Below are 18770 nucleotides of genomic sequence, written 5' to 3'. Positions count from 1 at the left end.
CACATAAGCATAAGAGCCTGCTTTTGGGTAAAAATATGCAGAAACCCCAGAGGGAGGAACGATCATGAATGATAATCTAACGAAAAATGAGTTACATAAGATTATTGAAAGAAGAAGTACAGGAAAAACAAGCTTCGTTGAATTTTTGGAGGAATTATCTCAAATTGGGGTCGTTCGATACGATATCAATGTTGCTACGGGTCAGGCTGCATACAAGGGCGAGCACTCAGAAGTTAAAACAGACCCTCAAGTGGAATTCGTCATTTCGAATGATTTTAATAGAGACCAGGCAAAACAAGCCATCGCCAACATTACACTTCCCTTTTTAGACTTTCTTAGAGAGCTGGCTGCTGCAGGAGTTACAACCTATAACGTGGATATTATTGAAAAAAAGGCTACTTACGCTGGTATCAAAGGCGAACAAATTGTAGAACCGCTGCAACTATAGATGCGAAAAGCTCACAAAAAGCGTTAATCCTTTTAGATTAACGCCCCTGTAAAGAGAATTAAATATGGGCTCTCATTTTCTCAAGAACGGTTCTGTAAAATTTATTTTGATGGGGTACAAATTTTTCCTTTCCGACTTGCTCTTCAAAATAAATTTTATTTCCGTTTTCAGTTACTTCAAATCCTGTTATTGTAATGAATGGTCTTTCATCGAGCCAAAGTTCAACAAACTCATTAAATTCAACTTTTACAATACCTGCCACTTCATCTTGAAGGATAAAATCTTCAAAGTTTTTTTCACTTTTATACAAAAAAGTATGTGCGAATTCTTTATCTATAAAATCTCCGTCTAATACAGAATAGTCGATGATGCCTAAGGGGATTAATTCCTGAGGGGTGATATCAATCCCAACCTCTTCCTTAATTTCCCTTACACCATCCTCAACCGATTCGCTTGCCAATAAATGCCCAGCCGCTGTTATATCCAAAAGATTTGGGTAGTCCTTTTTGATTTTACTGCGAAGTTGTAAATAAAGATAATCCTTTTCCTGATCTTTGCTAATAAACCAACAATGAAACGTTTCGTGCCAATAACCAAGTCTATGTACCTCTTCGCGAGAAGCAATGCCTATGGGATTTCTGTTTTCGTCAAAAATTTTTAATTGTTCCGTTTCCATCTACTCTACCCCCTGCCTTTCCGGCTCAGTGTTTTATAAACCAACTATAACAAAAAAAATGACCTGTGTGATTCACAAGTCAATCATTCTCTTTCTTATTTAGTTTCCAACCTTCTCCATACTGCCCCGCTATAAATGACCTGGTAAGAGCAAGACAATTTCAGGGAAAATATAGATTAATACAATTAACACAAGAATAGGGATAGAAAAAGCTAATGCCCCTTTATAAATTTGCCCCAAACCTAAATCTGGTGCTACACCATTTAAGACAAATATGCTCATCCCAATTGGCGGTGATATCAATGCCAACTCCATTAATATACACATCACTACTCCAAACCAAATAAGATCGTACCCCAATGTTTCTATTAATGGCAAAACAATCGGGAACGTAACAAGCATAGCGGCCATTGCATCCATAAATGCCCCTAAAATAATATACATCAATACAATAATAATAAAGATATAAACAGGTGCTAGTGTCAAACCTGTTAAAAAATCATTTAGGTACGTTGGTAAACCGGACTGTACAATGAAACTATTTAAGATGAGTGCTGCTAATAAGATCCCAAATAAGGTACCGACTGTTTTTATCGTTTTCTCTAATACCTCGAAAATAACTTTAAATGTCAGCTTTCTCTTCATAAGCGCAATAACGGCCGCGCCTAAGGCTCCCATACTTGCAGCTTCTGTTGGTCCAAATAATCCAACGAAAAGCCCCCCAATCACGAAGGTGAACAGAATAACGATAGGCAAGATACTGGATAGACTTTTAAATCGTTTAGACCAAGTACTTCCCTCGCCTTTTTCCGCCGCATTAGGGTGTATTTTTACATAGATTACTACGGTTATAATATAAAGAAGTGTTAATAATAATCCTGGCATTAAGCCGGCTATTAAGAGTTTCCCAATATGCTGCTGTGCTAACACACCATACATAACCATAAAGGTACTTGGTGGAATCAAAATCCCTAATGATCCACCTGCGATTATGGAACCACTTGTTAATGCCTTACTATAATTACTTTTTATCATCTCTTTTGAGGCAATGGTTCCTAAAGAAGCGGTTGTAGCAATGCTTGACCCAGAGGATGCTGCGAACATTGCTCCTGCAGTAACGGTTGCCAATGCCATTCCGCCGCGAAGTTTACCAAACCATACTTTAAAGGTGTCATACAAACTATTGCTGATCCCCGAGGAATTCATTAATTCACCCATCAGGACAAACATGGCAATCGTTGTCATCGTATAACTTAGTGAGTTTTTCATGATCGTTAAATCGATAACATTTACTAAAACGACCCAGTCCCTCATATACAAAATTCCAACTATCCCTGGAACCGCCATTGCAATCGCAACTGGAACTCTTATTGCTAGTAAAAGAAACATAATAACTATGAATATGATTCCTATCATTTCATTAGACATCTGGTGACACTTCTTTCTCCGACGGTGGAGTTTTAAAGCTAATTTGACTAAGCGCAACTAGTCCCCATACAAAAAAGCCAATGGTTACAATGATTTTTAAAACCATAAAAGGAAAATCTAATAATAAACTCGTTTTTGTTTCTTCCATTGAAATTAAAAAGAAGATATAACTGATTACCATGCAAACACAAACCGTTAGTATATGTGCGATATTATCAAATAGTAATTGTACCTTTGGTGAAAAACGATCAACCAATAATCCTATGGAGATATGTTCCTTTTCTGCCTGTGTGTAGCCAAAGGCAAATAAAATAACAACAAAGTGGATAATTTCCGCTAGTTCAATAACCCCTAACAACGGTCTTCCCAATAAGCGTGAGATGACACCCACTGATATAATAAGCATTACTAAGGCCAAACAAATCATGCCGATGATTTTCAATATATTCATGATATAGAACACGCTCTTAGAGAATAGTTTCACTAAATCACCCTCAAGTTATATTTTTTAATCTATCAGTATAGTAAAGTAAGGAAAAGGGAAAATTATTAAACGAAGGTGTATGGATTACTTGGCATACACCTTCGTTACTTGCTTCTAATTATTTAAGGAATTCTAATTCCACTCCGTGTTTTTTAGAAATTTCAATATAGCGTTTAAGCATTTCATCGCCAGGGTAACCTTTTTCATTCGCGTTCTTTACCCACTGTTCCCAAACTGGAACGGCATATTGCTGTAACTCTAGTAATTCCTTTTCAGAGAATTTGGTCACAGTTCCGCCAGATTCTTTTGCCATTTTAGCCACTTCGTCATTACGTTCCATTACTTTTCTAGCATTCTCTTTATATAACTCTTCCCATTTTGGATTAATATCTTCTGCAAAGAGAGTTTGTAAATCTTTTGGCAATGAATTAAAGAAATCTTCATTCATTAAGGCTGTTCCAACCGCAATTTTTACAGGCTGATCCAAATAGTTAGGAGCAACATCTGCTAATTGCATGGCTGCAAATACATCTTTAGTAGTGAAAAATGTTTCAATCATTCCTTTATCCAATGAATTATAAAGTTCTTCAAAACTCACTTGTGTAGGTGCTCCACCCATACTTTCAACCAATAAGGCTTCTAGTTCTGTAGATGCACGGGCAGTTTTACCCTTCATATAATTCAAATTGTCAATTGGCTTTGTAGAGAAAGCATAGTTTGGCGGCGGGGAACCGACACCTACCTTAACAACCCCATCCCAAATTTCATCTAAATATTCTGCAGAGAATTCTTTCATAATTTCTGCTGCTTTATCTGGATCACCACCAGCAGCAAAAGGTAACTCTCCAATTGTTAATGGGAATAACTGTGAATCTTCATAGTAAAGTGCTATCGTATCACCAACATCAAACAGTCCACTTTTTACACCCTCTAATACTTCATTAGACGCTGCGAGAGCACCATTATAATGAACGGTTACCTTCACTCTTCCCTCTGTTTTTTCCTCCACATATTTTTCCCAGGGTTTCCAAACATTGTTCGGAACATCGGCATCGCTAGAAAACCAACTATTCACAACTAACTCAATCACATCATCATCTGACGCTTTTCCATCTGACTTACCTGATTCAGTTGAACTCTTATCCGAACTCCCACAGGCAGCAAGTGTTAAAACAAGTAAACTTACAAAAGTGAATAAAAACAACTTCCACTTTTTTTCTATTGGCTTCATCATTCGAATCCTCCTCTAAATTAGAAAAACTGCTTTCTTCTTTTGTAAACCCTTACAAATTAGATTTTTATTCACTGTGTTCAGCTAGCTTCACGGACTATTAACCTACCACATTATGTTCAAAACCGAATATTGACTTACCGTATGCCTCAATCGAATCCTCATATAAATTTGATCGATGAGCACTTACAGCATGCATATCTCTAAAGAATAATTCAACTGGGTGTCCCTTATATAACGCAAAACCGCCAAGTACCAGCAAAACTCTTTGGGCAATCTCGGTACAATTATGAATAATTCTCGCTCGAATTGCAGCGAATTCAGCCCGTTGATCTCCATCATTTGGATTGTAATTTTCTAGCATTTCAATAATACGGGACAATAAACCTTCTGCTTCAAAATAGCGAATATTTAATTCAGCTAATACACCTTGATGTCGGGATTCTTTGGCACTTACTCCACGTAATCTCGTGCGGTTTTCTGTACGTTCTTTAAATTCTTGTAAAAGGCGTTCTGCTCCGCCAAGTGCAACCATACTAAACCCTGCGATGAATGGCACAAAGAATGGTTTATTAAAAAAGAAATACTCTTCATCATAACCTGTCCCATCAAGCGGGCGCCCAACCCTATCAATCTCACTTAAGCGTAAAAACTGCTCTTTCGGAACATAGAGATTATCTACTACGACTTGGTTACTCCCTGTGCCTCTAAGACCTAACGTATCCCAATTCTGAATGATTTGAACATCTTTCGTTGGCAGATTAAAAGCGACATGTTCTTTTTGCCCGCTCTCTGACACCTCCATAAACGCCCCCACCGCTACCCAATCACTGTGCAAGACACCGCTTACAAAATTATAAGTACCTGATAAACGAAAGCCATCTCCCTCTGCCACTGCGTTTCCAATCGGTGAAAAAATATCTGCCAGCAACCCGCCTTGATTAATGACTTCTTCCCGGCCTTGTTCAGGTAAATATGCTGCCCAAATATTGTGGGTGGTGTATAAGAATGTCAGCCAACCGGCAGACATATTGTATTTTGATACTTTTCTAATGATTGCTGAATATTCTCTATAGTTTACCTGGGGACCGCCATATTTTTTTGGAAGTAATAGTTTAGGTATTTGTGTAGCTTTTAAAGCTTTTATCACATTCTCTGAAATGGTTTGGTTTTTCTCCATCTCTGCCACTTCAGACTCAGCAAGCTTACCTACTCGCTCTGCATCTATTAACAATTGTTGAAATTCAGTTAGTGTCCTCTCATTTGTCTGGCTTACCACGTCTTCCCTCCTCATTTTTTAAAGAATAATAGGATGATTCATTTAGCAGCACATCATATTTGACGAGTTTTAAATTCCAGTTACTCCGCCATCGGTAACAATGGATGACCCTGTCATGAATGAAGAATCCTCTGATGCTAAGTACAAAACAGATCTTGCCTGCTCTTCAGGTGTTGACATTCTTCCTAAAGGAATCCCTTTAGCCACCACAGGTGTTCTCGGGTTATCGGCAATCATTTCAGTATAAACAACCCCCGGTAATAAACAATTCACTCTAATCCCTTTATCTGCGTATTCTGCTGCTATAATTTTTGACATATGTGTAATTCCAGCTTTCGTAAAACTATAGAGTGCATGTGTTTTTCTAACATTAATTGCTGCTGCCGAAGTAATGTTTACGATACTGCCTGATTCTTGAGATACCATGTGTGGCAGGACAAGCTGCATTGCTCGAAAATAAGAGTATGAATTTAAGCGGACATAGTGATCCCAATCTTCCGATGTTAATTCTGAGAATGGTTTTTGAATGAGATTTCCTGCATTATTGACAAGAACATCCACTTTTTGAAAAGTTTCTATGGTTTTATTCACCATATTGGTGAGGTCCATTTCATTCGTTACATCGGTTTTTACAAAGATAGCTTCCCCGCCATTTTGACGGATTTCATTTACAACACTTTCTCCTCGTTCTTGTCTTCTTCCAACAATGACTACTTTTGCCCCTTCTCTAGCAAATAATTTTGCCGTTTGTTCTCCAATTCCAGATGTACTTCCGGTTATAATTGCAACCTTATTTTTTAATTTTTGGTTTACTCGATCCACCCGTTTCACCTAAATTCTTTCTAGTTATTCTAACTGAAATTTTAGAATATTCTATATAGTCTTTCTAGAGTAAAAACCATTTGTTTTTTCATTTATTTTCAATAATTTATTACTAAAAAATACCTAATGGAAAAATTAGTAAATAAAAAACGACTCAAAAATCTATAAATCGATTTTGAGTCGTCTATTTCCTACTACTAAATAAATTTATCTATCTTAGTCTTCTTTTCTCAATCTATTCACTAGACTTCCAAGACCCTCTATTTCACACACAATCTCATCACCAGACTTTAACCAGTTTTTTTCTTCCATTCCCATAATAACTCCCTCTGGTGTACCTGTATAAATGACGTCACCTGGCTGCAGCGTCATAATTTGCGACAAATCACTTATAATCTTTGCAGTAGAGAAAATCATATCCTCCGTGTTTGAATCTTGGCGTAATTCCCCATTGACCCAGCACTTTAAGTTCAGGTTTTGTGGATTAGGAACCTCATCGGCCGTTACGATATAGGGTCCAAGCGGCGCAAAACCGTCAATCGCTTTTCCATAGAGCCATTGATTACTTCGGAATTGAAGTTCCCTTACGGAGAGATCGTTGCCAACCGCATATCCAAACACATAATCTAAAGCTGCTTCAACCGAAACATTTTTTGCTGGTTTTCCAATTACCGCTACTAATTCTACTTCGTAATCCACTTCTACAGCCATTTGGGGTACCGAAATTTCCTCACGATGTCCAGAAAGACTATTGGCATATTTAGCAAAATAAATAGGTTCTTCTGGGATAGCAAGACCAGATTCTATAGCATGTTTACGGTAATTAGCACCAACACATATCACCTTTTCCGCATTCGGAATTGCCGGGGCGTATTGAATATTTTCTTCATCCAATTTCTCATCAGAATTTGTTATGATGGTCGTTAACGCTTGTAATGCTTCATCTCCACCTTCAATAACTTCTAAAACTGTATTTGGTGCAGCAATTCCTGTTTTCTCAGAAACAGCTTGGACATCAATTATTCCATTATCTGTTTTAATACCTAGTTTTACATGTTGATTCTCATAGTAAGAAAGTACCTTCATCTCATCCACCATCCTATTTACCTTATTAGACTTGCATATAATACTAGAAACTTTTTCACTGTCTTACTAGAATAAACACTATCTGTTTTTTTAAAATTTTCCAATAATTTTTTTCAGAAAACTTCGTTTATGCTAAACCTGCATTTGTAATCTTGTTACAAACGGCCGATGGTTTTCCCAATTAACCTGAACCGGAAGATCAAAAAATTGGGTAAGCTGATCATTTGAAATCATTTCACTTGTCTTGCCCGCAGCAAATACCTGTCCCTCTTTTAGTAGTAAAGTTTTATTGAAAACAGGTACTATTTCTTCAACATGATGTGTCACGTAAATAATCGTTGGAGCCAGCGGTTCTTTAGCAATTTTTTCAATGGATTCTAATAACAACTCTCGGGCAACAAAATCCAATCCGTTTGTTGGTTCATCTAAGATCAGTAGCTTAGGTTCAGCCATTAACGCACGGGCAATGAGAATCCGTTGTTTTTCCCCTTGGGAAAGCGTTTCATATCTTCGGTTTGCATAGTTGGTTGTTCCAAGCTGTTCCATCAAATTTGCTGCCTTTATCCTCATTTCTTCTGTTGGTGTTTCATAAAGACCGATAGATGCAAATGCACCACTTAACACGACTTCCAAAGCAGTATCACTAGGATAAAATTTTTCTTGCAGCGAAGCAGAAACAAAACCGATTTGTTTTCGTAATTTTTCACCGAGGTAGGTTCTTCCAAATTCCATTCCAAGAACGGTAACATTCCCTTTAGTTGGAAAGTAGAAGGCATTTAACAGATTTAGAATCGCCGTTTTGCCTGATCCATTTAATCCAAATAGTACCCAATGTTCACCCGTATCAATTTGCCAATTAACATTACCTAAAATCATATTGCCTTCTCGGTATAGGTAGACATCTTCTAGCTTTACCACCATATTCTTTTATCCCACCTTTAAAAAAGAACATCCTCAACCTATTTCAATTGAGGATGTCTTTATTATTTCATGCGGAAAATTCCTAAACAAGTACCTTTTTTAGTTTTTCTGTTAGTGCTTGAATGACAGTTTTATAATCTGCAATCACACCGATATTTGCTCGTTTAAAGATAGGAGCTTCTGGATCTGTGTTAATTGCCACCACACTCTTGGCATTTGTAATTCCAGCCAAGTGCTGACTGGCACCAGATATTCCAACTGCAATATATAAATCAGGAGCTACGACTGCACCCGTCTGACCTACCTGAAGGTTTGAAGGAACCCATCCGGCATCACATGCCGCACGTGAAGCACCGACAGTACCTCCAAGTACATTTGCCAGCACTTGAAGATCCGTAAAGCCTTCTGATCCACCAAGCCCTCGGCCGCCTGCGATGATGATTCGAGCGTCCTCCAAACGAATATCCGATAAGGCAGCTTGAATTTTCACAACCAGTTTGCTGACGATCATCTCTTCTGAAGGGGCATAATCGACTTCAATGATTTCACCTTTATTTGTCTCATCCGGCACATTCACATCCTGGCTCTTTTTACGAATACCCACTACTACCTTCTCACGAGTAGTGGTGTACTCACCAAACGCCTTATCTCCGTAAATTGGCCGAATCCAGCTTATTTTATCACTGTTGGCAGTATAATCAACTACTTCCGTAATAGCAGAGGCACCATTTCGTGCAGCTAGTCTGCCAACTAAATCCTTCCCAATCTTGTCAAAGGACAGGATAAGTATCTCGGCCCCAGACTGCTCGAAAACAGTATGAATGCTATTAACAAACAGTTCAATATCATATTCAGCTAAAAGAGGATTAGTAATGGTGTATGCGATACTTGCCCCACTGGCAATTGCTTCTTTAGCTCCAGCCTCTGCGAAAGGTCCAAGAGTGATGGAACGAACTTCGCCTCCAGTAGTACTAGCCAAGCGGCTGCCAAAGGCTAGAGCTTCCTTGGCACCTGAACTCAAGACATCCCCCTCTTGATTTGCAAAAACAAGAATTCTAGACATAGTTGAATCCTCCTATAAAATCTTGAGAGCCAAAAGCCGCTCAGCTAATTTGTCAGCAAGCTCTGCCCCATCCTCACCGGGCAAGACATCACAAGCAACCTCCCTATTCAGGACGTATGCCCGCTCGAGTTTAACACCTGGTTGACAGCGCTCAGTATCAAGATTAAGATCTTCTGATTCTAATAGAACAATAGGTTTACTCCTCGCAAGCCTAATATCCTTGACTTTAGGAAGCCTTGGAACGTTTGACTCAGAGCTGATGATGGTAAATACAGCAGGAGATGGAACACTGACAACCGCATATCCACCTTCAACCTCAACAGTAGCCTTTGCACGATTCTCTTCCACCTCAAGGTCTGAAACAAGTGTCACGCAAGGAATTCCTAGCTCTTCAGCCATAACAGGTCCAACGAGGCCTTCCTCGATATCACTAGCTTGATAACCTGTAAGTACCAGTTGTGCACCGCCTAAAGATTTAATGGTTTGTGCTAGAATATGGCCAACAGCCTGTCCGTCTAAATCTTCCCAATCTTCATCCCACACCCTTACCGCCGCATTCGCGGTAAAGGCGAGTGCCCTTTTCAGTACCTCCTCCGATTGGTCGTCTCCGAGGCAAAGTGCGGTAACAGTAGCACCAGGAACCTTGTCACGAAGCTGTATAGCAAGTTCAAGCGCATTCTCGGCGAACGAGTCGAGCACCAAATCACTGTCACTGTTATCTGGACGATTGGTTTCGGGATCTATTTTAAAATACTTCGGTGTAATTTCTGGGTCTAGTACCTGTTTAAGGCAGACAACGATGTGCATATTTATTTTCACCTCACGATTGTTAAGATGGTATATCATTTTTGGTTCCCTTCAGTGAGCTTTTTTCCTGTACTGGGAACCAAAGCCTTCCTTTGATTCCCTTTAGCGGGCTTTTTTCTTTCCGAAGGGCAACAAAAACCTCTTTTAATTCCCTTCAACAAGCTTCTTTTCGTCCAAAGGGCACCAAACACCTCTTTTAATTCCCTTCAGCAAGCTACTTTTCCTCCGAAGAGCACCAAAGACCTCTTTTAATTTCTTCAGCGAGCTTCTCCTCGTCCGAAGGGCTCCATTAGCTCTAAACGCCTACTCCCTTAACCAACAAACCATGATCGTCTTTAGGATCAGGAGAAGGAATCATTCCGTACATTTCTCTCAGTCTTTCCACTGCCTCTGCAGGTGGCTTTGCATTGTAGAATCCTCTGCGTGTCATATAAACACCCGAGTTTTTACGCAAATCTACTAGTGATTCGCACATCTTGATTCCTGCTGCAAAGGAGTCGACCACTGGTACATCGCCAATTCTAGAAATCCCATGCGTCGCTAAAAAGACATTCATCGGGCCCTCTCCAGGAATGATGACATCGGCTCCATCTGCAATCGCCTGCTCTGCTGCTTTTTTGAAAGATTCAATAATCGGTTCAGGATCATTAAATCCAGCCATAATATCATCAAAGCCCGCTTCTGTCTGAACGATTGGTCCAAGCTTATTTCCTAAACCATACTTATCAGCATTCTGACGGAGCTGATCGGCAAGCGGTGCTAAGAAGTTCACCACTCCAATCCGGTCCCCAAGCATGGAAGCCATGTGGAAGGATGCTTGACCGTACCCAACTACAGGAATATCTACCAGCGTACGTGCTTCTAAAAGCCCTACATCAGGTATTGTTGCGATGAACATGGCGTCGTACCCGGCTTTTTCGGCGGTAAGCGCAGCACGCACGAACTGTTCCCGGTGGAGATTTTGCAGATAGGAATGAGTAATAAAAATTCCGGGGTAATGGGAAGGATATGTCTCTTCCGACATACCATGTAAAACAACCTCTACATCCGGGCGGGCAATTCTGCTAACATGTTTGATGATTGCATCCCGATAATGCGGGACCCGATCAATCGTTGTAAGACTTTGATGCCAGATTTTCATCTTAATGACCTCCTTTTTTCGTATTTTTAATACTGTTATAACTGAATGTTGATTTTCACTCCGTTTGAAAAATAAACGGAAAAATTCCAACTAAATCTGGAAATATCCATATTTCCTTAAAAATAAAGGAAGTTTTTCCGTTTAAATTATCCAAATCATTTGATTTTGTCTTATTTTAAACAGTTAATCGGAATTTCTCCGCTTATATCAGCCTCTTAAGGTTCCTCTATATACATTAGCCGGAAAATCTCCGCCTATGGATTTTCATACCTACATGAATTCAACAATGAATAATAACAGGGCCTTAATAAAAGAAACTTTGATAGTTATCCGCCTTATATAACCTGAACCACTCAAACTACCGCGTTCTCAGAAACAGCAGCCTTTACTGCCAGCCGCCCAAAAACAGCAGCTTTCCCTAACGAACTTCCCGTCATGTATCCTGCTCCGTGAAATCCACCTGTTACTTCTCCCGCTGCATACAATCCAGGAATAGACTCACCATAAGGGTTCACGACCTGGGCCTTCGCATTTACAGATATACCTGCATAGGTAGCAAGCATTGCAACTGTTGATTCAAATGCATAGAAAGGCGCTGTTTCAATCGCTGTTGGTTTTCCATAGTTATGGGTCAATGACTTTCTGCCAAAATCAGGGTCTTCCCCATTTTGAACGCCTTGATTGTACCTGGAAATGGTGTCTTCCAGTACTTCTACAGGTACGTCAATACAGTCTGCCAGTTCTTCTAATGTATCCGCTTTGTACAAAAGTCTGCGCTTCTTTAGCAATTCAAAATCATAGAGCGGATCATCTAGCACACCCTTATCCATTACGGTCTGATCCCATACTTGATAGCTAATCTGCTCAGGCTGATTGAATGCCGCTTTTCCTAATAGTTTATAAGAAATAGATTCATTCACAAACCGCCTACCAAGCTGATTAACCATAATAGCTCCTTTATAAAATGCCAATCCCTGTGACTTTAACTTCCCTGCCGCACTTGGATGAAATCCGTATGTTCCATTCAAATAGGGAAGGTCCTTCATCCATGCACCATGTTCCCAGGCCATTCGAATCCCGTCACCCTGATTGCCTGCACCGCCAATTCTTAAGGCACCCTTTAATTGAGGGGCAAACTGTCCGAGCAACTCCTCGCTTTTGGCAAAACCGCCAGAAGCAATTAATACTCCTTTCGAAGCAACTGCCTTCCTTTCTTCCCCTTCACTTTCATATAAAACCGTATCAATTCGTCCTTCAGCGTTCTTTAGCAGTCTCCGTGCAGGAGCATTAAAATAAACCGTCACGTTAGCTAGCTGCTTCACTCTTTTGTATAGAGACTGGATAGCCTGATGAGGATCAATAATATGACCGCGCGGAACACTATGACCACTTACCGCTTCCAAGGATCTAAACTCGATATTGTGGTTAACCAGCCATTGGTAGGTATCGAGCTGATGCTTGCCATATTCAGCAACAAGTGTTGGATCATTTACCCCGCCGCCAACCTCCGTCATATCAGCTAGCAGCGATTCTGTAGAATCAATAATTCCTGCATTTTCCTGCATATCTGTACCTGCAAATGCCATATAACCTGAGCTGAGGACTGTACTTCCGCCGAGTTCATCCTGCTTTTCCAGGAGCAGGACATCTATCCCCTGCTCCCCAGCCTCAACGGCGGCACACATGCCCGCAAGCCCGCCTCCTAGAATGATTAAATCATAGCTTCCCATTCCTTATCACTCCTCAGATTCAAAGGCTTTTAACACTTCTAGGGCTGCTTCGCATACCTGCATGTCATGAGAATAATGACCGCCGCTAACACCAATTCCACCAATAAGTTCACTATTAATTTTAATTGGATACCCTCCGCCAAAAATGACTAATCGAGGTGTGTGAACAATACCATGAAGTAACGGTGGATCATCCTTTAATCTGTCATACCATTCATGTGTTGCCCGGTTATAAGCGGCAGCAGAAAACGCCTTATTTTGAGCGATTTCAAGGCTTAAAATTGGCGCACCATCCATCGCATTAAATGCTTTTAAATTTCCTGGTTTATCGACAATCGCAATACTAAACGGGATACCTAACTCTTGTCCCTTTGCTAAGGCTGCTTCAAGCATTTTATTTGCTAGTGCTAGACTGATATTTTTTGATTCGATTGCTGTTGTAATGTTTTCCATTTTCTTTCCCCTTTTCTATCAACAAATTAGTTTATAAATTTACTGGTCTTCCATTCCCAAATGCTTCAATTACTGTCGCGGATACGGCTTTCATTTTTGGCAGACACATGTCAACAATTACGTTTGCCATGTCAATTGGTTGCAGCCAATTATCTTTGTTAACATCCGGAGCAATATCTTCCATCATCTTTGTGTCAACTGGGCCTGGACAGACGGCATTTACCCTTACATTAAATGGTTTTAACTCTTCACCCAATGCTTTGGTAAACCCAATTACTGCCCATTTAGAGGTAATATAGGCACTTCTGTCCGGACCGCCTTTTGTTCCCCAAATCGATGATACATTGATAATGACACCATTTCTTTTCTCTTTCATTTGCGGTACTACTGCATTCGCACATAAAAACACACCGCGGGTATTGATTTCTTGGACAAAGTCCCACTCTTCAACACTCGTTTCATCGAATGGTTTTAGCAGCATGACACCAGCATTATTAATTAAAATATCAATACTACCGAGTTTTTCTACCGTTTCCTGAATTGCTTTGTTCACATCTTCATCAGAGCGTACATCACCAGCAAGAGCGATTGCTTCGCCAGCTAATTCCTCCCTAATATAAGCAGCCGTTTCCGAAATTTCTGCTAGACTGCGAGAAAATACAGCTACTTTTGCCCCCTGCTTTGCTAAAAGCAAGCAGGTTTCCCTGCCAATTCCTCTGCCGCCGCCAGTTACAAATGCAACTTTATTTTTTAATTCCAAAGGTCAACACCCCTTCTTTACACCCCAAGTTTTTTTAAATCGCTGACGTAAGACGCTGCATGCTCACCAGCACGTTTACCAAATACAAGGCCGCGAAGCACAGATGTTCCGCCAGGATATTTGCCATAATAAAGACCAGCTGTCTCACCTGCTACGTACAATCCTGGAATTACATCTTCATCCTGCGATAAAACCCTTCCATTTGTATCAGAAGCTATGCCTCCATTCGTGAAAACATTGGAGCAGACAATAGGGTAGGCAATATATGGCGCCTTATCGATTGTAATCGCCCAATTTGATTTAGCCGGATTAATTCCAACAGCCTGCTTTCCGTCCTTCTTATCCCAATGGAATTCACCTGGCTGTACAGCTGCATTGAATGCTATTACCGTTGCAGTCAACTGATCTGCATGCACCCCAATTTTCACAGCTAATTCCTCAAGTGTATCGGCCTCAATCGCCGGTTTATCTGTTTCGATTGCTCGTTCATAATTCGGAATGTCGTACATTTTTTGATCACTGATCATATAGGCGATATGGTCAGGGAGGTCGTAGAATATTTTGCGGGCTACCGCTTCATATTGCTCGTCTACTGTGGAAATACCTTCATCAACAAAACGGTTGCCATTTTTATCAACCAAAATTGCGTAAGGATAGGTCATAACGGCTGCTTCTTCCCGCTTACTTCTAGGGTCAACTGGTTCTGCATGAAAGGCGTCGAACTGGCCGGCTCCTTTAGCGCCAATTGCCATTGCCATCCGAATACCTTCCCCTTTGTTGTAAAGGCCGCCTTCGGCAACAGTGCGGATTTTATGTGCATCTCTGCCAACATACTGTGCCATCATCTCTTGATTTCCTTGGAATCCGCCAGCTGCAAGAACAACAGCGCCGACTTTCAGCTGAAGAGAATTACCACCCTTAACACGAACCATGAGTCCATTTATCGCACCTTCATCATCAAGGAGTAATTTCCAAGCAGTCGCTTCATAAATAATCTCGACACCAAGTCCGCCTGCACGGCGCGATAATGTATCAATGATTGCCCGGCCGCCGCCAACTGGGAGAAGGCGCGGTTTTGAAGAAGTTAAAAACATCGTTGGCAGGTAATCGAAATCTACCCCTTTTTCCTCGACCCAGCGCAGCGTACTTCCAGCGTTTTCTGCGAGAGTTTCTATGTACTCCCTATCGGAGAAATCATCTGAGAATGCCATCATATCTTCTACAAAGTTGTCTGCGATTTCATCAATATTCTTCATTCGCATGTAAGAAGCTGTCCATCTGGAATTTCCGCCCCGATGATCGTAATCTGTGCGTTCTAAGATTGCAATTCGTAAATTTCTTCCTTCCTTCTTGGCACTTTCCGCAGCGGACAAAGCTGCTGCTGTTCCTGCCACTCCACAGCCAATTACTACAATGTCATAATCCAATTCTCTCTCCACTTTCGTAACCTCCTAGATTAATTTTTATATAAATACTTCTTTTCCCACTCTTTGATTTGATCTAGCTTGAAAAGTGATTGTCTTTGCTCCCAGGTACAAATTAAAGGTAATAGATTTTCCTGAGAGCCTTCTTCTTTTAAAATTCTTAAAGATTCAGTGATTCCTTTAATAGCGGAACGAAGTGCAGTATTTGCACACAGCATGATTTTAAAACCTATTTCTTCTGCTTCTTTTAAAGAAATGAGTGGAGTTTTGCCGCCCTCTACTAAGTTAATAACCTGTGGAATTCCTTTTAGTGAACTAGTAATTTGCCGTAATTCTTCAAAGGTATTTGGTGCTTCGACAAAAATAATATCTGCACCCGCTTCGTAATAAGCAAAAGCCCTGTCAATGGCGTCTTCAACGCCATTTGTTGCAATTGCGTCAGTCCGTGCCATTATTGCCAGATTTTCATCTTTTCTGGCATCTAAGGCAGCCTTAATTTTTCCTACCATTTCTTCTTTCGAGATGACATCTTTTCCGTTAAAATGACCGCATTTCTTTGGTGATACCTGATCCTCCATCTGAATGGCAGCGACACCCGCACGTTCAAACTCTTTTACCGTCCGAATCACATTGATAGCATTTCCGAACCCAGTATCTCCATCTACTACGATCGGAACATTGGTAACATCGGCCATTCTGGCAACGATATCAACCACTTCCTTAAGAGAGGTAAGTCCCACGTCAGCCCAGCCAAGCTGTGCATTAGATATTCCAGCTCCCGTAGCATAAATCGCCTTAAAGCCAGTTTCTTCTATTAACTTTGCTGACATCGCATCATAGGCCCCAGGAAGAATAAAGGAACCTGGTTCACGAAGCAGTTTTTGAAAATCTTGACATTTATTCATAGAGATAATCCTCCAACTTTTAAAATAGGACGAGAAAAGGTAGCCTCCTCAGAAATACGCTGATGCCAAACAATCGATAGCCTCCCAAACATATATAGCGGCAGCTCTGTAACAGGTTTAAGAGATTTTTCTACCACATTCACTTCTGTAAGTATTGATAAATTTCCGATATTAATGCTTACCGCATACTTTCCGGGGGCAGGAAGTGTATAGTATGGATTCAGCTTGAATGTTTGACCATCCCACATTCCTTCTACTTCATAGCAGCAGCCAAGAAAATCTGGCAGTTCCTCTACATTGCCTGTAGCTAATCTTTCACGAATGCTGGTAGAGCTTATTTTCTCACCGCGGCATGCTACTTTTTCCACTTTTGTCACATCAATGATTCCACCACTATCAATCATCAAACGCTCTAAATTTCCGATTCCCCTAGAACCATAAGTAAAATCAAAACCGGCGACTGCATGGATAACCCCAAGATTAACCAGATAATCTTTAACATATTGTTCAGGTGAAAGAGCGGCAAATTCCTTAGTGAATTCAACAATATAAAACGTATCAACACCAAGCCCCCGAAGAATTTTCTCCTTAACAGAAAGCGGGATTAAATAATCAACTTGTTTTTCCCCATTGGACAAGACAGACTTTGGATGTGGAAAGAAACTCATAACAGCAAGGTGCACGCCCTTTTCTTTCGCTATCCGTAAAGCCGTTTTTATTACTTCTCGATGTCCGTAATGGAGTCCATCAAAAAAACCAAGGGCCATTACACATGCATTTGCTTTTCCCTGCCAATCTGCCAAATTATCATGGTTAATATAAATCGTTTCCATACAGTCTCCTTTCTTCTTGATTAAGAATTTTTTGATAGATTAGGAGTATCCTAATATCTTAGTGCATTTGATTCTAAGCCTGCTAAAACTCGGCCATAATTTTCTTTGGTGATTAACGGTGAAATCGTTCTGTGTGAATAGAGCGTCCAAAAATCACAGAAAATTCTTTGCAGCGGGTGACCTTCATATACATAACCAGAACCGCTGGCTAGAATTAAAATATCGAGTGCTTCCTTGCTTACTTGATTGGCATAACCGATATCTGCTAATGCCTTCACTCGTGCTGGCTTATCCATGAATGTACCGCTGCCAGCCCATGCATCTAGCTCATCCGCCACACGGTAATAATGCATGGAAGCGGTATCAATTTTCAAAGCAGCGTCCGAAAGTAATGCATGGAGAGTCGGTGAATCAATTAAATTTTCTACCCCAATATGAGCAGCTTTTCGATTAGGCAGTACTTGCTGGAAAAATTCTAACGCTGCCTTAACCAATCCTAAGCCTGGTAATGCCAATGACAATGCTAAGGCTGGAAAAAGTGCTGTATTGTAAAGTGGGATATCGCGTAAATGATCTGATTTAAATTGTCCGTTTAACACTTCTGCAAAAGAAACCACTCGGTGTTCCGGAATAAAAACGTTGGTCATTTTGACACTGTTACTGCCTGTGCCTTTTAATCCCATGACGTGCCAGTCATCCATAATCTCTACTTCTTCAAAAGGAAGTGTCATCAAAGCTTGATCTACTAGGTTCCCTTCATCATCCCTGATCGCCATTCCGAAGTATCCCCAAGTGGCATGAAGCGATCCTGAGCAGAACATCCAGAAACCTTCTTCGATTAAATAGCCACCTTCCACTTTTCGAGCAATGCATTTTCTAGGTTCATATACTCCAGCAAACAGGACATTATCTTCATTTTCTCCGAAGATTTCTTGGTGCGTTTTTTCTGTGAATGATTCCGCTACCATAAGTTCTCGAATCGCACATAGTGATAAAATCCAGCCTGTCGAAGCACAGCCGCGGGAGATTTCAACAATACAATCAGAATAGGTTCTCATGCTCGTTTGATAGCCGCCATATATTCTTGGGCGAAGTAACTTGAAAAGTCCTGCTTCCTTTAAGTCATTCATCGTTGCTTCTGGAATCCGTCGTATTTCTTCCGTCTCTTTTGCTCTATCTCTTAGCTTCGGAACGAGCGCTTTTGCTTTATCTACAAGATAGGTGTCACTAAAGGCAACTTTTGTCATTGTAAATTCTCCTTTTCAACTTAATTTCACTT

The 18770-nt window shown here is 40.5% G+C and carries 19 protein-coding genes; 1 reads left to right on the top strand and 18 read right to left on the bottom strand.

Translation table 11 applies throughout. The features are described from left to right. Positions 1–64: 64 nt before the first annotated feature. Positions 65–448, top strand: coding sequence for a DUF1398 family protein (locus BANA01_RS17505; protein WP_034676683.1), 384 nt, complete (start codon positions 65–67; stop codon positions 446–448). Between the two features lie 58 nt (positions 449–506). Here the strand turns inward: BANA01_RS17505 and BANA01_RS17500 are convergent, their stop codons facing one another. The 18 genes from BANA01_RS17500 to BANA01_RS17415 all read right to left on the bottom strand — a co-directional run bounded on the left by BANA01_RS17500 (position 507) and on the right by BANA01_RS17415 (position 18738). Next, positions 507–1124: an NUDIX hydrolase gene (locus BANA01_RS17500; RefSeq protein ID WP_034676681.1), complete on the bottom strand. Its 618-nt coding sequence runs from the start codon at positions 1122–1124 to the stop codon at positions 507–509. 129 nt (positions 1125–1253) lie between these two features. Continuing rightward, a complete protein-coding gene (locus BANA01_RS17495; protein WP_034676678.1) occupies positions 1254–2552 on the bottom strand; it encodes a TRAP transporter large permease in 1299 nt (432 codons plus the stop codon). After that, on the bottom strand, positions 2545–3003 hold the full coding sequence (locus tag BANA01_RS17490; RefSeq protein ID WP_034676677.1) for a TRAP transporter small permease: 459 nt from the start codon (positions 3001–3003) through the stop codon (positions 2545–2547). Before BANA01_RS17490 ends, BANA01_RS17495 begins: the two co-directional genes overlap by 8 nt. A gap of 151 nt (positions 3004–3154) precedes the next feature. After that, positions 3155–4270 carry a TRAP transporter substrate-binding protein DctP gene (dctP, locus tag BANA01_RS17485; RefSeq protein ID WP_082799573.1) on the bottom strand — a complete coding sequence of 372 codons (1116 nt, stop codon included), beginning with the start codon at positions 4268–4270 and terminating at the stop codon, positions 3155–3157. A gap of 97 nt (positions 4271–4367) precedes the next feature. After that, complete coding sequence (locus tag BANA01_RS17480; RefSeq protein ID WP_082799572.1) at positions 4368–5546, bottom strand: acyl-CoA dehydrogenase family protein; 1179 nt, start codon at positions 5544–5546, stop codon at positions 4368–4370. 69 nt (positions 5547–5615) lie between these two features. Then, positions 5616–6368: an SDR family NAD(P)-dependent oxidoreductase gene (locus BANA01_RS17475; RefSeq protein WP_063254136.1), complete on the bottom strand. Its 753-nt coding sequence runs from the start codon at positions 6366–6368 to the stop codon at positions 5616–5618. A gap of 216 nt (positions 6369–6584) precedes the next feature. After that, positions 6585–7454, bottom strand: a complete 870-nt coding sequence (locus BANA01_RS17470; protein ID WP_063254135.1) for a fumarylacetoacetate hydrolase family protein — start codon at positions 7452–7454, stop codon at positions 6585–6587. Positions 7455–7586: 132 nt separating this feature from the next. Next, complete coding sequence (locus BANA01_RS17465) at positions 7587–8375, bottom strand: ABC transporter ATP-binding protein (RefSeq protein WP_063254134.1); 789 nt, start codon at positions 8373–8375, stop codon at positions 7587–7589. Between the two features lie 82 nt (positions 8376–8457). Further along, entirely contained in the window at positions 8458–9438 is a 981-nt protein-coding gene (locus BANA01_RS17460) for an electron transfer flavoprotein subunit alpha/FixB family protein (protein ID WP_063254133.1), read from the bottom strand. Positions 9439–9450: 12 nt separating this feature from the next. Continuing rightward, a complete protein-coding gene (locus BANA01_RS17455) occupies positions 9451–10284 on the bottom strand; it encodes an electron transfer flavoprotein subunit beta/FixA family protein (RefSeq protein WP_063254132.1) in 834 nt (277 codons plus the stop codon). Positions 10285–10540: 256 nt separating this feature from the next. Continuing rightward, a complete protein-coding gene (locus BANA01_RS17450; protein ID WP_063254131.1) occupies positions 10541–11386 on the bottom strand; it encodes an aspartate/glutamate racemase family protein in 846 nt (281 codons plus the stop codon). A gap of 353 nt (positions 11387–11739) precedes the next feature. Continuing rightward, positions 11740–13116, bottom strand: a complete 1377-nt coding sequence (locus BANA01_RS17445) for an FAD-dependent oxidoreductase (RefSeq protein WP_063254130.1) — start codon at positions 13114–13116, stop codon at positions 11740–11742. Positions 13117–13122: 6 nt separating this feature from the next. Beyond that, complete coding sequence (locus tag BANA01_RS17440; RefSeq protein ID WP_063254129.1) at positions 13123–13569, bottom strand: GlcG/HbpS family heme-binding protein; 447 nt, start codon at positions 13567–13569, stop codon at positions 13123–13125. 31 nt (positions 13570–13600) lie between these two features. Continuing rightward, positions 13601–14329 carry an SDR family NAD(P)-dependent oxidoreductase gene (locus BANA01_RS17435; RefSeq protein WP_063254128.1) on the bottom strand — a complete coding sequence of 243 codons (729 nt, stop codon included), beginning with the start codon at positions 14327–14329 and terminating at the stop codon, positions 13601–13603. A 17-nt stretch (positions 14330–14346) separates the two neighbouring features. Beyond that, complete coding sequence (locus BANA01_RS17430) at positions 14347–15768, bottom strand: FAD-binding protein (RefSeq protein WP_063254127.1); 1422 nt, start codon at positions 15766–15768, stop codon at positions 14347–14349. A gap of 17 nt (positions 15769–15785) precedes the next feature. Then, positions 15786–16658 carry an isocitrate lyase/PEP mutase family protein gene (locus BANA01_RS17425; RefSeq protein WP_063254126.1) on the bottom strand — a complete coding sequence of 291 codons (873 nt, stop codon included), beginning with the start codon at positions 16656–16658 and terminating at the stop codon, positions 15786–15788. Continuing rightward, the gene (locus tag BANA01_RS17420) at positions 16655–17491 is read right to left on the bottom strand and encodes an FAD synthetase family protein (protein ID WP_063254125.1); all 837 of its coding nucleotides are present in this window, start codon (positions 17489–17491) and stop codon (positions 16655–16657) included. The genes BANA01_RS17425 and BANA01_RS17420 overlap by 4 nt, the downstream gene beginning before the upstream one ends. 50 nt (positions 17492–17541) lie before the next feature. After that, complete coding sequence (locus tag BANA01_RS17415) at positions 17542–18738, bottom strand: acyl-CoA dehydrogenase family protein (protein ID WP_063254124.1); 1197 nt, start codon at positions 18736–18738, stop codon at positions 17542–17544. Positions 18739–18770: the final 32 nt, after the last annotated feature.

Origin of the sequence: Neobacillus niacini NBRC 15566 (assembly GCF_001591505.1) — a bacterium.
Classification (GTDB): domain Bacteria; phylum Bacillota; class Bacilli; order Bacillales; family Cytobacillaceae; genus Neobacillus; species Neobacillus niacini.
This window is presented reverse-complemented; position numbering and strand designations above follow the sequence as displayed.